Here is a 14,811-nt window from a genome sequence, read left to right on the forward strand (position 1 = left end):
CCAGCCGACCAGAGAGACGAATGAACGCGAATGCCTCGACACGCCCGAGCAAGACCATGGTGACCAAGCGCGCCCCCGAACAGATCCAGCGGCGCCGCCTGTCGCAGGAAGTGATGGACAGGCTGATCAGCCTGATCGAGGACGACGGCCTGACCGCCGGCGACCAGTTACCGTCGGAACGCGACCTCATGGACCGCTATGGCGTCGGCCGCCCGGCGGTCCGCGAAGCCCTGCAGAACATGGCGAATGTCGGCCTTGTCACCCTCACCCAGGGCGAACGGGCGCGGGTTGCCGCGCCGAGCTTTTCCAACCTGATGCAGGCGGTGTCGCTAACGACCAGCGGCATCCTGCGGACCTCGAAGGAAGGGCTCACCGACCTCAAGGAGGCGCGGCTCCTGTTCGAGTCGCAGATGGTGCGGCTCGCCGCCGAGCGCGCGACGAATGCCGATCTTGAGCGCCTCGAGCAGCGCTTCCGCGACCACAGCGGCGCGCAGGCGGACCTCGCCGACTTCCTCCGCCATGACATGCTGTTCCATCGCGAGATCGCCGCGATCACCAACAATTCGATCTTCCCGAATCTCAGCGAGGCGCTGATGGGATGGCTGAGCGAGTTTCACCGACACCTCGTGAGCGTGCCGGGCGCCGAGCAATTGACGCTGTCCGAGCACGAATCAATTCTCGTGGCGGTGAAGGCCCGCGACCCGGACGCGGCCGAGACCGCGATGCGCAACCACCTCACCCGCGCCAACAAGCTCTATCAGCACATTGAAGCGGTCTCCAGGAAAGCCACCTGAGAGAAGAGCCCGACAGCGCAGGCCCGCCATTTGACCCCGGCGGTCAGCGCACCGGCGCGCAACTGTCGCCGACCACCAGCGCCGGCTGGAAGACCACCGTCCGGCCTGGCGTCTCGACGGTGCCGCGCATCCGGTCGACCAGCATGCGCATCGCCTCGCCGGTCATCTCGAGCACCGGATGCTCGGTGCGGGTCAGCCGCGGCTTGATGCCGCCGATGCCGGCGATGTTGTCGGTCGAGGCGACCGAGATATCCTCCGGGCAGCGCAGGCCGAGATCGGAAATGGCGCGCATCGTGCCGAGCGCCATCACGCCGTTGGCGACGTAGAGCGCGCTCGGCCGGTCGGGCCGTTGCAGCAGGTCGCGCGCCACCGAATAGGCGACGTCCTCGCGAAACGCGCCGGAGCGGACATGGTCCGGCGACGGCGCCAGGCCACGCGCCTGCATCGCCATCAGCATCCCGTCATAACGGCCGCGCCCGGTCGACAGGTGCAGCGGCCCGGTGATCGAGCCGATCCGGGTATGGCCGAGGTCGAGCAGGTAGCTGGTCGCCCGTTCGCCTGCCGAGCGGTTGTCGATCGACACCGTGTCGAGGCCGGGATCGTCGACCGAGCGCCCGAGCAGCACGACCGGCGCGCCCTCGCGCAGCCGGCCGGCGCTGTAATCCTCCGCGCCGCCGACCGGAACGATCACCGAGCCATCGCAGCCGAGCGCGCGAATGCGGTCGATGACGCCCTTCTCGGTATCGGGATTCTCGTCGCTGTTGAAGACGACGACGGAGTAGCCCCACTTGGCGGCGGCGGCCTCGGCGGCCCAGACGATGCGGGCATAGAAGGGGTTGGCGAGATCGGCGACCGCCAGGGCGATCAGCTGCGTCCTGCCATGCTTCAGGTTGCGCGCCACCTGCGACGGCGCATAGCGCAGGTCGCTGACCGCCTTGAGCACGCGCTGGCGCAGATCCGGGCTGACATAGGCGGATTCATTGATGACGGCCGACACGGTAGCGGTGGAGACGCCGGCGGCCTTGGCTACGTCGCGAATGGTCGTCATCGGCACCCTTAGCTAAACGGTTCGCCAATGTGTCCAATCGTACGATGGCTGTCTAGAGCCATTCTGATTGGATTTCTGCTTGCGCTTGGCTGCCTAATCCGCAAATGTAGCGAAACGGTTAGCTGAGCGCCCCCATCCGGGCGCCGACCGAGTTAGGGAGCGAGACACTCATGAAAAAGATTTCAGGCGGCATCCTTGCCGCGGCCCTCGCCGTCGCCGCCAGCACGGCGATGGCACAGGACAAGCCGGTGATCGGCGTCGTGTCGATCAGTGCCACCGAGGCCAACAATGCCCGCTACATCGAAGGTGCAAAAAAGGCCGCCGATGAACTGGGCTTCGAGGTCAGCGTCATCGACGCGGCCGGCAGCGCGGACCAGGCCAACGCCGCCATCGAGAACTTCGCCCAGATCGGCGCCTATGGCATCGTCGACATGGTGTTCCCGTGGTCGTCGATCGCCGGCGGCCTCGACGCGGCGAAGAAGGCCGACATCCCGGTCGTCACCTGGGGCGGCGGGCTCGGCGGCTCTGTCGCCGCAACCAACGGTTCGGGCGGCCCGATGGTGGTGCCGGTCAACGAACTGATGCTGAAGAACATGGACGGCAAGGGCGCCATCCTCGAACTCACCTACCGGACCGGCGAAGTCTGCCGCAACCGCGAGGTCGAGCTCGACAAGGCGCTCGAGGCCTATCCCGACATCGAGGTCACCAAGAACGAAGTCCGCATCCCGGGCTACTTCGAGGACGGCGCGCAATATGCCAATGCCTGGCTCGCCAGCCGCCCGGCCGGCGAGCAGAATCTCGCCATCTGGGGCTGCTGGGACGACCCGGCGATCGGCGCCATCGGTTCGCTGCGCTCGCAGGGCCGTGACGATGTCGGCGTCTATGGCGTCAATGGCAACGCCCAGGCGCTCGAGAATATCAAGAATGGCCACATGACCGCGACCGCCTGGCAGGATAGCTTCACCGAGGGATACAACATGGTGAAGATGCTGAAGGAGATCAAAGAGGCGGGCGACGCTTGGGAAGCCAAGGCCGTCGAAGTCCCGGCCGTGCTGGTCACCCAGGATACGGTCGATGCGTTCCTCAGCGAGCATCCGGAAGCCATCAACTAGGCCGGCAGCAGCTTGAACGACCTGAATGCGTCCGACACGCAAACGCGAATGGGGACGGCAACGTCCCCATTCGTTGTCGCGCGGGACATCACCAAGAGTTTCGGCGGCGCAAAGGCGCTGAAGGGCGTCTCGATCGACATCGTGCCGGGCGAGGTGCATGGCCTGGTCGGCGCCAACGGCGCCGGGAAATCCACTCTCATCAAGATCCTCGCCGGCCTCGTCCACCCCGACGGCGGCACGCTTGCCATTGATGGCAAGCCGACCGCGATCGAAACGCCGCACCAGGCGACCGACCTGGGGATGACCTTCATCCACCAGGAACTAGCCTTCATTCCCGGCATGACCGTGCTTCAGAACATCATGCTCGGCATCCCCAAGCCGACGCGGTTCGGGATGGTCGACTGGCGGGCGATCGAACGCGAGGTCGCGCCGATCGCCGCCCGGGTCGGCATCACCGCGCCGCTCGGCGCCAGCGTCAAGGGCCTGTCGACGGCCGAAAACTGGCTGATCAACATCTGCCGGGCGCTGGTCCGCAAGGCGCGGCTGATCGTCATGGACGAACCGACCGCCTCGCTGTCGGCCAGCGAGGCCGAGAAGCTGTTCACCATCGTCCGCGACCTATCGGCCTCCGGCGTCGCAGTGCTTTACGTCTCCCACCGGCTCGACGAGATCCTCGACCTCTGCGGCCGCGTCACCGTCTTCCGCGACGGCCAGTCGGTCGGGGAACTGTCCGGCAACGCCCTCACCCGCCAGGGCCTCGTCGAGGCGATCGTCGGCGGCGTCCCCCTCCACCACCCGCCGACGCGCCACGCCATCGCCGGCAGCAAGGTCGTCCTCAGCGTCCAGAATCTCGCCCGGGCGCCGCGTGTCCGCGGCATCAGCTTCGATCTCCACGAGGGCGAGGTGCTCGGCCTCGGCGGGCTGGTCGGCGCCGGCCGCACCGAGCTTGTCCGCCTGATCTACGGCGCCGACGCGTCCGACCACGGAATCATGACGCTTGACGGCAAGCCCTTCGCGCCGCGTACGCCGCATGCCGCGGTCAAGGCCGGGCTCGGCCTCGTCCCCGAAGAGCGGCGCGCCGAAGGCCTGATCCTCACCAAGAGTCTCGCCTTCAATGTCAGCCTCGCCAACCTTCGCCGCATCATCGTCAGCCCGGCGCTGCCGATCATCAACGGGCGGGCCCGCACCAACCTGGCGCTCGACACCATCCGCGCGCTGTCGATCAAGACCGAGGGGCCGGAAACCCATGTCGGCCGGCTCAGCGGCGGCAACCAGCAGAAGGTGGTGATCGGCCGCTGGCTGCAGCGCGCGCCGCGCGTCCTGATCCTCGACGAGCCGACGCGCGGCGTCGATGTCGGCGCACGCGGCGAGATCCACCGGCTGATCCGCAGCCTCGCCGAGAAGGGCCAGGCGATCCTCGTCGTCTCCTCCGAGCCTGACGAACTGCCCGACGTCTGCGACCGGGTGCTGGTCATGGCCGAAGGACGCATCGTGCGCGAACTGGCGGGCGATGCGGTGTCGCGCACGGCAATCGTCGAAGCCAGCTACGCCGAAGACAAACATAACCAACGGAAATCCGCATGAGCGACCTCACCCTCGGCAGCCGCCATCTCAGCCCGGGCGCCAAGGCCGCGCTCGGCGCCTTCGCCCGATACGGCACGATCATCGGCCTCCTGGCGATGATCGCCGCCTTCTCGATCCTGTCGCCGCGCGCCTTCCCGACCCTCAACAATTTCACCAACGTCCTCAACCAGGCCTCGCTGGCGATGATCATCGCCGGCGGCCTGACGCTGGCGGTGATCGTCGGCGAGCTCGACCTGTCGATCGGCTTCGCCGCGAGTTTCCACGGCATCCTCGTCACCGGGCTGATCGTCCAGAACGACCTGCCGATTCCGATCGCCATCCTCCTCGTCGTGGCGCTCGGCGCCTTTATCGGCCTGGTCAACGGCTTCATCGTCACCAAGATGCGCGTCAACTCGGTGATCGCCACACTCGGGGTCGGCACCATCATCACCGGCGCCGCCTTCGCCTATTCGGCCGGCGTGCCGATCGTCTCCGGCGTGCCGGAGGCCTTCCTGCAATTGTCGCTCGGCCGCTGGCTGTTCGATATCCCGAACAACATCGTCATCATGGTGCTGGTGCTCGGCTTCCTGTGGCTTCTGGTCGAGCGCACCGACATCGGCCAGCAGATCCAGGCGGTCGGCGGCAACGCCGCGGCAGCCCGGCTGGCCGGCATCAATGTCGACCGCGTCAAGACGCTGGGCTTCGTCATCTCCGGCATGTGCGCGGCGCTGACCGGCATCCTCCTCGCCTCGCGCCTCGGCAGCGGCACGACCAGCGCCGCCGATTCCTACCTGCTCACCGCCTTCGCCGCCGTGTTCCTCGGTTCGGCGACGTTGCGCGATGGCGAATTCCATATTCTCGGCACCCTGGTCGGGGCGTTGATCATCGCCATCGGCTTCAACGGCCTCAACATCTTCGGGGCGCCGACCTACAGCCAGTATGTCTTCCAGGGCGCGATCCTCATCGTCGCGGTGGGGATGTCGAGCCTCGGTCGCGTGCTGGCCGAGAGCTAAAGGGAGAAAAAGACCGTGGCCGATACCTGGGACCTCTTCGTTCTCGAATATGCCCGTTCGCACCAGCAGCCGTGGGTCGACCTGATCAGCGGCATGTATGAAGACGGCAAGGTCGACCTGCCCTTCTCCTTCATGCTGGCGCAGCAGGGCGACCGCAACGTCCTCATCGACACCGGCTTCATGCAGGGCGAGGGAAGCTCCGGCTTCTCGGAGAAGTTCGGCGTGCCCAACTGGGTTTCGCCGGTGCGGATGCTTGAGGAAGTCGGCGTATCGGCCGACGCCGTCACCGACATCGTCATCACCCACGCCCATTTCGACCACATGGGATCGGTCGGCGAATTCCCCAATGCCAACCTGATCATCCAGAAGAGCGAGCTGCTGACCTGGTACGAAGCGATCGCCCTGCCGAAGCGCTTCGGATACCTCACGGCGATCATCGATCCCGACAACCTGAAGACGGCGCTCGAGGCGTCGATCGAGCATCGCGTCACCCTGGTCGACGGCGACAAGGACAACGTCCTGCCCGGCCTCCACGTCCGGCTCGGCTCCGGCCATACCGTCGGCCAGCAGTTCGTCATCGTCGAGACCGGCCGGGGCCGGCTGGTGGTCTCCGGCGACTGCGTCTATTCGCGAATGCAGATCACCGGGCGGGACAATGACGGTGTCTACATACCGCTCAACAATGCGACCGGCTGCGTCTGGGACCAGCTCAAGACCATCGACAAGATCAACACCGAGATCGGCGGCGACCAGGAACGCCTGATCGTCCTCCATGACATCGATCGCTGGCCCGGCCTGCCGCTGGTGAAGGAAGTCGAGGGCTTCAAGATCGTCAAGGCGGGCTAGGCCGCGCCTGCAATCCGCCGATCCGGGCCGAAGGCCCGGCCGGCGATATCCCCTTGCCGAATCGTTAACGGAAGCCGCCTAGGCTCCCGTGCAATCAGGCGACGGCACGCCCGGCGGCATGCCCTCGTGCGCCACCATACGACGGGCTTCGAAGGACGGAATGGCGGGAGAGACCACCGGCACCTGGCTCACAAGCCCGGTGGACGGCGACTACAACGACGGCGGCAACTGGGATTCGCCGGCGGTGCCCGACATCGCCGTGTTCGACGTTTCGTCGATCCTCGACCTGTTCTTCTCCACCGACACGACAATCGCCGGCTGGACCTTCGGTACTGGCGCCAACCCCTTCGCCTTCGTCAATAATGGCCACGCCCTGACCTTTACGGGCGCCATCGAGGTCCTCGGTGGCAGTGCGACGCTGACCAACAATGCGACTGTCTCCTTCGAACTCACCAGCACGGTCGGCGACGCCGCCATCGTCAACAACGGTGCCGGCGCCTTGTCCTTTCACGACGACAGTTCGGCCGGCAGCAACACCGTCACCAACAACAACCAGCTGACTTTCAACGACCGCGCCACCGCCGGCACCGCCGAAATCACCAACAATGCCACCGGCATGCTGACCTTCTCCGGTACCAGCACGGGCGGCAGCGCCATTATCGGCACCAGCGGCACCGTGACCTTCGAGGCGGACAGCACCGCCGGCGACGCCGACATCACCAACAACGGTGCGCTCCGCTTCACCGCCGCAAGCCTCGGCGGCACCGCCCATATCACCGTCAACGACACGGCATCCTTCGAGGACGACAGCAGCGCCGCCGACGCCGAGATCGTCATCAACGAGACCGGCACCCTCACCTTCCTCGACGAGGCGACGGCCGCCAGGGCGATGCTCACCGTCAACGGCATGGTCGATTTCGAAGACGACAGCACCGCCGGCAACGCCGAGGTCATCGTCAATGCCGGCGGCACGTTGACCTTTGGCGACAACGGCTCGGCCGGCGCAGCCGACATCACCAACAACGACACCGTCCGCTTCGCGGGCACCAGCACCGCCGCCAGCGCAACGATCGTCAACAACGCGGGCGGCGCCCTGCATTTCGTCGATGGCAGTTCGGCAGGCGCTGCGGCGATCGCCAACAATGAAACCGTCTCCTTCGCCGGCAACAGCACGGCCGGAAGCGCCACCATCACCACCAAGCCGGGCGGCACCCTCTCCTTCGTCGCCAACAGCACCGGCGGCAATGCAGCGCTGATCGTCGAGACCGGCGGCGCGGTCGATTTTTCCGCCAGCACCGGCCCGGCAGGCAATGGCCGGCTTTCGGCCGGCTCGCTCCAGGGAGCCGGAAGCTTCCAGCTCGGCGCCAACCTGCTCACGGTCGGCGGCAACAACCGCTCGACGACCGTCGAGGGCGTCATCGCCGGCAGCGGCGGCGGTCTGGTCAAGGCTGGATCCGGCACACTGACCCTCGACGGCGACAATACCTACAGCGGCGGAACGACGGTGCAGGCCGGCACGCTGCGCGTCGACGGCAGCATTCTGGGCCAGACGACCGTCGCCGGAGGCCGGCTCGGCGGCAACGGCGAGACCGGCGCGGTGACGGTGAAAGCCGGCGGCACGCTGGCGCCCGGCGCCAGCGCCGGCATCCTCGCCACCGGCTCCGTTTCCATGACGACCGGGGCCGTCTACGCCGTGGAGATCGGCGGGACCGCGCCCGGCACCCACGACCAGGTCGCCGTCTCCGGCTCGGTCAAGCTCGGTGGCGCGACGCTCTCGGCATCGTTGATCTACGGCTTCCAGCCCGGCACTGCGACGGCAACCGACTTCGTCATCATCGCCAACGATTCGACAGACGCCGTCAGCGGCACCTTCGCTGGCCTTTCCGAGGGCGCAACGGTCGCCATCGGCAGCCGGCTCTTCTCGATCAGCTACCACGGCGGCGACGGCAACGACGTCGCGCTGACCAGCGCCGGCTACCGTATCCTCGGCACGTCCGGCGCGGACAAGGTCAATGGCAGCAAGGCCCCGGCCGGCCAGCATGTCGCGACGCAGCTCGGCGACGTCATCGCCGGCTATGGTGGCAAGGACAAGCTCTTCGGCCTTGGCGGCGACGACATCCTGTCGGGCGGCCTCCGCGACGACAAGCTCAAGGGCGGCGACGGCCGCGACACCTTCGTCTTCGACGCCAAACTGTCTTCGAAGAAGAACGTCGACTCGGTCAAGGATTTCAAGGTCAATGTCGACCTGATCGGCCTCGACAGCGACATCTTCAAGACGGTCGGCGACACGCTGACCAGGAAGGCCTTCCACGTCGGCGCGAAGGCGACCGACAAGGAGAACCGCATCGTCTACGACAAGAAGACCGGCGACCTGTTCTACGACAAGAATGGCAGCAAGAAGGGCGGCGCGGTGCTCTTTGCCGAACTCGACAAGCACCTCAAGCTCGACCACAAGGATTTCGTCGTCGACGCCGACTTCATGATCTGAACGCCCGTCCGTCGCCCGTCTTCAACCGGCGGCGGACATCTTCGGCGGGATGAGGAAGAAGGCCGGCGTCGCGCCCTTGCCCTTCAGCATCACGGCGCCGCGCGGCTCGAAGGCGAAGCGGCCGACGAGCGCGTCGCGGACTTCGGCGGAGACGTGGATGTGGTCCGGCAGGCCGTGCGATTCCAGCCGGCTGGCGACGTTCACCGTGTCACCCCAGACGTCGTAGATGAACTTGTGCCGGCCGATGACGCCGGCCACCACCGGGCCGGTATGAACGCCGATGCGGACCCGCAGCGGCGGTTCGCCGTCGTTGTCGAAGGACCGCAGCGCGTCGAGAATGCCGATCGCGAAGTCGGCGATCGCCTCGACATGGTCGTGCCGCGGCTCGGGCAGGCCGGTCGCCGCCATGTAGGCGTCACCGATGGTCTTGATCTTCTCGACGCCGAGATCGAGCGCCAGCGCGTCGAAGGCGGAGAAGATGCGGTCGAGCTTGCCGACCAGTCGCGACGGCGTCATCGACGCCGCCGCCGGGGTGAAGCCGACGATATCGGCGAACAGGATCGAGGCGGCGCCGAAACCGTCGGCGATGGCCGTCTCACCCTCGTTGAGGCGCAAGACCACCGGGTGCGGCAGGATGTTGCGCAACAGCCGGTCGGACTTCGCCTTCTCCACCTCGAGCTGGGCGAGATAGACCCGCTCGCGCTCACGCCAGCGGGCGCGTTCGAGACAGGCGTTGATCCGGGCGCGCAGGAGCACGACGTTGCACGGCTTCGGCAGGTAATCCTCGGCGCCGGCCTCGATGCATTTCAGCACCGCGTCATTCTCCTGCAGCCCGGAGACCATGATCACCGGCATGTCGCGCCAGCGCTCCTCGGCCTTGAGCCGCGCCAGCACTTCGAGGCCGTTCATCACCGGCATCAACAGGTCGAGCAGCACCAGGTCGAAGCGCTGCTCCTCGAGAATGGCGAAGGTTTCCGCCCCGGATTCGGCGCTCACGACTGCGTGGCCGTCGAGATGCAGGCGGCGGGCCAGCAGGTTGCGGTTCGACTCGTTGTCGTCGACGACGAGGATGCGTCCGACTTCACGCGGTCGCGCATCCTCGCTCGGGCGCAGCGTCCTCAGCAGGCTGGCGGCAACTTCGAGCGCCGAGCCCGGATCGGTCGCGGCGCGATCCGTCGACGTCCCGTCGGCGCGGGTCAGGTCGACGATCGCCTCGATATCGCCAAGCAGCCGACGCGCCTCGTCGAGCAGGCGGTCGAGATCCGGCCGCAGCGCGTCCGCCCCGGGGGCGGTCTCGAGGTCCTCGACCACCATCTCGCTGTAGCCGATGATCGCGTTGAGCGGCGTGCGCAGGTCGTGCCGCAGGCGCCCCTCGAGGTCGACCAGCCCGCCGCCGGCATCCATGGCGGGGACGAAGGCCGGGTCGCGCAGGCCGTTGACCAGGTCGTTCAGCGCCACGGCGGCGACCAGGACCTTGTCGAGATAGGGCAGCAGGTCGTCGGCGCCGAGCCGGCGCGCCTCGTCGAGGATGATCTCCTGATAGCCGACGATCGAGCGGACCGGGTTGATCAGGTCTTCCCAGATGACGGCGAGCTGCGCCCGCCGCTCGAAATCCGGATCAGTCTCGCCCGCGGCCACGGCCGGCCCTCCGCTCAGCCCGTCGCGGGCGAGGATTGCCCGAGCAGGCGCTCGATCTTCTCGACCAGCCGCGGCAGGTCGATCGGCTTCGTGTCGTAGTCGTCGCAGCCGGCGGCCAGCGCCTGTTCGCGGTCGGAGGCGAGCGCATGGGCGGTCAGGGCGATAACCGGGATCGACGCGGTCGCCGCGTCGGCCTTCAGTCGCCGGGTCGCTTCCCAGCCGTCCAGCACCGGCAGGCTCATGTCCATCAGCACGATCTCGGGACGCTCGGCCGCTACCTTGGCCACCCCCTCGGCGCCATCGACGGCGATCAGCACTTCATGCCCCTGCCGCGCCAGCCGGCGCGAGAGCATGTCGCGGTTCATCTCGTTATCCTCGACCAGAAGTATCTTCGCCACGCTTCACCCTCGTCCTTCGTTCATGGCCCCTCGCCCGGCGAAATCGACCGCCGCGTCGCATCGACCATCTCCCGCAGCGTCTCGACCAGCCTAGCCCGTTGATAGGCGCCCTTCTGGAACACGGCGAGCGCCTTGCCGCCAAACCACTCGCGCTCCTCGCGCGTCAGATCCTTCGACGTGACGATGACGACCGGCAGGTCGCGCGTCGCGTCATTCTCCCGCAGGACGGCCAGCATCTCGAAACCGTCCATGCGCGGCATCATCAGGTCGAGCAGGACGACGGCGGGCCGCGACCGCTCGATCGCGTCGATGCCGGCGGCGCCATCCTCGGCCTCGCGCACCGACCAGCCCTCGCGGGTCAGCAGGCGCCGCAACATCTCCCGCGTCCCGGCGTCGTCGTCAACCACCAGAACGTCGGTGGCGCCGCTCGGATGGGCAACACGGTCGAGAACCCGCTTCAGGTCCTCCGAGTCGACCGGCTTGGTCAGGTGGTCGGCGGCGCCGAGCGCCAGTCCCATGTCGCGGTCGCCCAGCACCGTGGCGAGGACGACCGGGATGGTGCAGAGATCGGGATCCTGCTTGAGCGACCGCAGCACTGTCCAGCCGTCGAGGTCGGGCATGATGACGTCGAGCACCACGGCGTCGGGCCGTTCCTCCCGGGCGAGGCGCAATCCTTCCCGCCCGCCATTCGCCTTGATGACGCGATAGCCCTCGGCTGCCAGCGCCTCGGCCAGCGCGTCGCGCATCGACGACTCGTCATCGACGATCAGGATGGTCTCGCCGACATGGCTGCCGGGCTCGACGTCATCCTCTTCGGCGCCATCGCGGGGGCAGACGCGCGGCAGCGTGACGGTGAAGGCCGAGCCCTTGCCGTATTCGCTTTCGACGGTGACCTCGCCGCCCAGCATCCGGCAGAATTCGCGGGTGATCGCCAGTCCGAGCCCGGTACCGCCATAGTTGCGCAAGGTCGTGGCGTCGGCCTGGGTGAAGGCCTGGAACAGCCGGTCCTTCTGCTCGGCGGTCATGCCGATGCCGGTGTCGCTGACCTGGAAGGCGATGCAATCGCCGCCATCCGGCCCCGCCACGCCGCGGACCGACAGGGTGACGGTCCCCTTCTTGGTGAATTTCGAGGCGTTGCTCAAGAGGTTGAGCAGGCACTGGCGGATCTTCGTCTCGTCGGACTCCATGGCGCCAAGACCCGGTTCGACATCGAGCTCGAGAGCGTTTTCGTTCCTGGCGATCAGCGGCGCGATCGTGCTTTCGACCTGGGAGACGATCGAGTCGATCTCGAAGGATTCGACCAGCACATCCATCTTGCCGGCCTCGATCTTGGCGAAGTCGAGGATGTCGTTGATCAATCCGAGAAGGTGCTTGCCGGCGACGCGGATCCGGTCGAGATCGGGGCCGAAGCCATCGAGCTTGAGGTCCTCCGCCTCCTCGATCAGCATCTCGCTGTAGCCGATGATGGCGTTCAGCGGCGTCCGCAATTCGTGGCTCATGTTGGCGAGGAACTGGCTCTTCGCCGTGTTGGCCGAGTCGGCCAGCTCCTTGGCCTCCTCGAGTTCGGTCTGCCGTTGCTTGAACTCGGTGATGTCGGCGAAGACGCCGACGGTGGCGTCGTCCGGCGTCCGGCGCTCGCTGATCCGGACCCAGCGGCCGTCGGCGAAATTCTGCTCGAAGAAGCCTTCGGCACGGCGATGCCGTTCCAGCCGCGCCGCGATCCACTCCTCCGGCGGCAGGTCACCGATGTCGGTGATGCCGCGGTCGACCAGGAATCGCAGGATATCCTCGAAGCTCCGGCCAATGACCGCCGCGCCGGGATACATGCCCGTGAAGCGGCTGTTGGCCAGCACCAGCTTGTCCTGCTCATCGAAGACGGCGAAGCCTTCGGAAATCGTCTCGATCGCGGTTTCCATCATCTCGCGCTGGTGGCGCGATTCCGCCTCCAGCCGGGCGCGTTCGGCGATGCTGTCGCGGAACAGGGTCAGCGTCCGGGCCATCCTGCCGATCTCGTCGCCACGATCGGGCGGGATGTCGACATCGGTCCGGCCCTCGATCATCCCCGCCATCGCCTTGTCGAGCCGTCGCAGCGGCGTGACGATCGAGCGGAAGACGACAAGAGTCAGCAGGATGCCGATCAGGGCGACGACCAGCACGATGACGATGGTGGTGACGATGGCCGAGCGGGCGCTCGCCAGCGCCTCGGCCCGCGCTTCCCAGGCATCGTCATGCAGATGCGCGATCAGTTCGTCGAGCCGTTCCTCGACGATGGTGCTGTGCTGGCGCGCCTCGGCCAGCAGCGTGTTGCCGATCACCCGCTGGTTGTCGGCATAGGCGTCGGCTGCTTCCAGCGCCTTGGCGATATAGGCGTCGGTTTCCGACGCGATCTCCCCGGCCATCTCGCCGACATGCGGGCCGATCAGGTCGAGGTCGGTTGCCAGCGCCTCGCGCGCCTCCTCCGCCCGCCGCTCGGAGATGACCAGCTGGCTGACCGCCAGGTCGGTCATCCAGTAGCGGACGTCGCCGAAGGACTGGTTGGCGCGGCTCGCGGCCTCGAGCTGCTCGAACAGCTCCGTCGCGGCGACGATCCGGGTCGAGTTCCGGTAGAGTTCGCTGATGACGATGGCATTGGTAAGGACCAGCGCGGCGAGGAGTAGCGCCGATATGGCGGCAACCCGCAGCGGGATCGACGGCCGCCGAAGCCAGGCGATCAGGCCGCGCCGCTCGCGGCCGGATGGCAGTCCGCCTTCGGGTGCCGCCGTATCGGTCATTTGAACAGGGTGATGCTGATCGCCGCGCCGAGGTCGCCTTCCTTGCCGCCCTCCTTGGGATAGCCGGTCACGTCGACCTCGCCGGCCGGCTCGCCATGGCAGGAGAGGCAGGAGGCGCCGTAATATTCCGGCACCAGGATGCGGAAGGCGTCGCGGCCCTCGACATCGACGATCTCGGAAAAGGCCATGCCCCTCTCCCAGCCCGGCGCCAGGAAGTCCTCGGCGATGACCGTCTTCTCCCAGTCGTCGGGTCGGGCCTTGCGATTGCGCACCAACTCCGGCGGGGCGGTCACCTTGGCCATGGCGAGATCGCCGACCGCGGCGTTGAAATTCTCGTTGACCAGGCGGGCGAAGACCGCCGGGATGAAGCCCTTGAAGCCGATGCCCGGCGCATTGATGCTCGGCTGGTTCTCCGCCATGACCGCGAGGATCGCGTCCATCTGGGCCTGGAGGAGCTGTCCCTCGCGGCTGGCGGGATCGGCGTCGCGCGGATCCTCGCCGGTCTGTGCTTCGTAGATAAGGATCGCATCGGCCAGCACCTTGTCGCCGGTCAGTCCCTTGTCGCCGACGTCGGGATCGTTGATCAGCGCCTGGTTGTTCGAGATCACCGATCGGGCCGCCCGCAACAGGTTGGCGAGGCGCATGGCGACCTCGGTGTCGTCGTCGGTGGCGGCGCGCGACGCGCCTGTCGGCGACAGTGCTGCCCAGGCGATGGCCATGACGAGCAGAGTGAGGAGCGGCATTCCGAACCAGCGACGGCTGGGTCGGACATGACCGGTCGGCCCTCGTTTCATAGGTCGCATTCCTTCCGCTGAGACCGACTCATCCTAACCGGGAATTGCACTCTCCGCCGACTATTGGACCACAGCAACCTGAACAAACGTTCAACCGACCGCCACCAAATGGCCCTGTCGGAATTGCCCGGACTGGCCCTTTTCGCGGGACACGGCACCTGACAGCTTTCGACGCTGGGCTTGACGGGGGGTCGACCATGGATCGGATCGCACTGGACCGAACCGGCGCTGATGGCGCGGCCGCAAGGCATGGCTTCGCCCCTTTTCCACCACCAGCCCTTTCGCCGCCGACCGGCGACCCGGCCGCTTGTCACGGGCAACGCGGACCGGCCCCGACGGCGGACTT

The 14,811-nt window shown here is 67.1% G+C and carries 11 protein-coding genes; 6 read left to right on the plus strand and 5 right to left on the minus strand.

Annotation, left to right across the window (positions count from 1 at the left end; genetic code table 11):
* Positions 1-20: 20 nt before the first annotated feature.
* Positions 21-794, plus strand: a complete 774-nt coding sequence (nanR, locus tag BLT60_RS14180) for a transcriptional regulator NanR (RefSeq protein ID WP_090877103.1) — start codon at positions 21-23, stop codon at positions 792-794.
* 43 nt (positions 795-837) lie between these two features.
* On the opposite strand, the gene BLT60_RS14185 is transcribed toward nanR, so the two are convergent.
* Complete coding sequence (locus tag BLT60_RS14185; RefSeq protein ID WP_090877104.1) at positions 838-1,842, minus strand: LacI family DNA-binding transcriptional regulator; 1,005 nt, start codon at positions 1,840-1,842, stop codon at positions 838-840.
* A gap of 170 nt (positions 1,843-2,012) precedes the next feature.
* Between BLT60_RS14185 and BLT60_RS14190 the strand changes: the two genes are divergently transcribed.
* The 5 genes from BLT60_RS14190 to BLT60_RS14210 all read left to right on the plus strand — a co-directional run bounded on the left by BLT60_RS14190 (position 2,013) and on the right by BLT60_RS14210 (position 8,864).
* Positions 2,013-2,954, plus strand: coding sequence for a sugar ABC transporter substrate-binding protein (locus BLT60_RS14190; RefSeq protein WP_090877105.1), 942 nt, complete (start codon positions 2,013-2,015; stop codon positions 2,952-2,954).
* A 48-nt stretch (positions 2,955-3,002) separates the two neighbouring features.
* Entirely contained in the window at positions 3,003-4,538 is a 1,536-nt protein-coding gene (locus tag BLT60_RS14195; RefSeq protein WP_090877106.1) for a sugar ABC transporter ATP-binding protein, read from the plus strand.
* Positions 4,535-5,530 carry an ABC transporter permease gene (locus tag BLT60_RS14200; protein WP_090877107.1) on the plus strand — a complete coding sequence of 332 codons (996 nt, stop codon included), beginning with the start codon at positions 4,535-4,537 and terminating at the stop codon, positions 5,528-5,530. Before BLT60_RS14195 ends, BLT60_RS14200 begins: the two co-directional genes overlap by 4 nt.
* A 15-nt stretch (positions 5,531-5,545) precedes the next feature.
* Positions 5,546-6,376 (plus strand): N-acyl homoserine lactonase family protein, encoded by an 831-nt coding sequence (locus BLT60_RS14205; RefSeq protein WP_244521265.1) that lies wholly within the window; start codon positions 5,546-5,548, stop codon positions 6,374-6,376.
* A 160-nt stretch (positions 6,377-6,536) separates the two neighbouring features.
* Positions 6,537-8,864 carry a beta strand repeat-containing protein gene (locus tag BLT60_RS14210; RefSeq protein WP_139167843.1) on the plus strand — a complete coding sequence of 776 codons (2,328 nt, stop codon included), beginning with the start codon at positions 6,537-6,539 and terminating at the stop codon, positions 8,862-8,864.
* A 21-nt stretch (positions 8,865-8,885) separates the two neighbouring features.
* On the opposite strand, the gene BLT60_RS14215 is transcribed toward BLT60_RS14210, so the two are convergent.
* The 4 genes from BLT60_RS14215 to BLT60_RS14230 are packed head-to-tail and all read right to left on the minus strand — an operon-like array spanning position 8,886 to position 14,414.
* Positions 8,886-10,502: an adenylate/guanylate cyclase domain-containing protein gene (locus BLT60_RS14215; RefSeq protein WP_090877109.1), complete on the minus strand. Its 1,617-nt coding sequence runs from the start codon at positions 10,500-10,502 to the stop codon at positions 8,886-8,888.
* Positions 10,503-10,516: 14 nt separating this feature from the next.
* The gene (locus tag BLT60_RS14220; protein WP_090877110.1) at positions 10,517-10,900 is read right to left on the minus strand and encodes a response regulator; all 384 of its coding nucleotides are present in this window, start codon (positions 10,898-10,900) and stop codon (positions 10,517-10,519) included.
* 20 nt (positions 10,901-10,920) lie between these two features.
* Positions 10,921-13,671, minus strand: a complete 2,751-nt coding sequence (locus BLT60_RS14225) for a hybrid sensor histidine kinase/response regulator (RefSeq protein WP_090877111.1) — start codon at positions 13,669-13,671, stop codon at positions 10,921-10,923.
* Positions 13,668-14,414: a Tll0287-like domain-containing protein gene (locus BLT60_RS14230; protein WP_090877112.1), complete on the minus strand. Its 747-nt coding sequence runs from the start codon at positions 14,412-14,414 to the stop codon at positions 13,668-13,670. The genes BLT60_RS14225 and BLT60_RS14230 overlap by 4 nt, the downstream gene beginning before the upstream one ends.
* Positions 14,415-14,811: the final 397 nt, after the last annotated feature.

It is taken from the genome of Bauldia litoralis, from assembly GCF_900104485.1.
In the GTDB taxonomy this organism is placed as follows: domain Bacteria; phylum Pseudomonadota; class Alphaproteobacteria; order Rhizobiales; family Kaistiaceae; genus Bauldia; species Bauldia litoralis.

Coding starts and splice junctions, on each gene's coding strand:
- BLT60_RS14200 (WP_090877107.1), top strand. CDS start 4,535: ATGAGCGACCTCACCCTCGGCAGCCGCCATCTCAGCCCGGGCGCCAAG.
- BLT60_RS14185 (WP_090877104.1), bottom strand. CDS start 1,842: ATGACGACCATTCGCGACGTAGCCAAGGCCGCCGGCGTCTCCACCGCT.
- nanR (WP_090877103.1), top strand. CDS start 21: ATGAACGCGAATGCCTCGACACGCCCGAGCAAGACCATGGTGACCAAG.
- BLT60_RS14190 (WP_090877105.1), top strand. CDS start 2,013: ATGAAAAAGATTTCAGGCGGCATCCTTGCCGCGGCCCTCGCCGTCGCC.
- BLT60_RS14195 (WP_090877106.1), top strand. CDS start 3,003: ATGGGGACGGCAACGTCCCCATTCGTTGTCGCGCGGGACATCACCAAG.
- BLT60_RS14210 (WP_139167843.1), top strand. CDS start 6,537: ATGGCGGGAGAGACCACCGGCACCTGGCTCACAAGCCCGGTGGACGGC.
- BLT60_RS14230 (WP_090877112.1), bottom strand. CDS start 14,414: ATGCCGCTCCTCACTCTGCTCGTCATGGCCATCGCCTGGGCAGCACTG.
- BLT60_RS14225 (WP_090877111.1), bottom strand. CDS start 13,671: ATGACCGATACGGCGGCACCCGAAGGCGGACTGCCATCCGGCCGCGAG.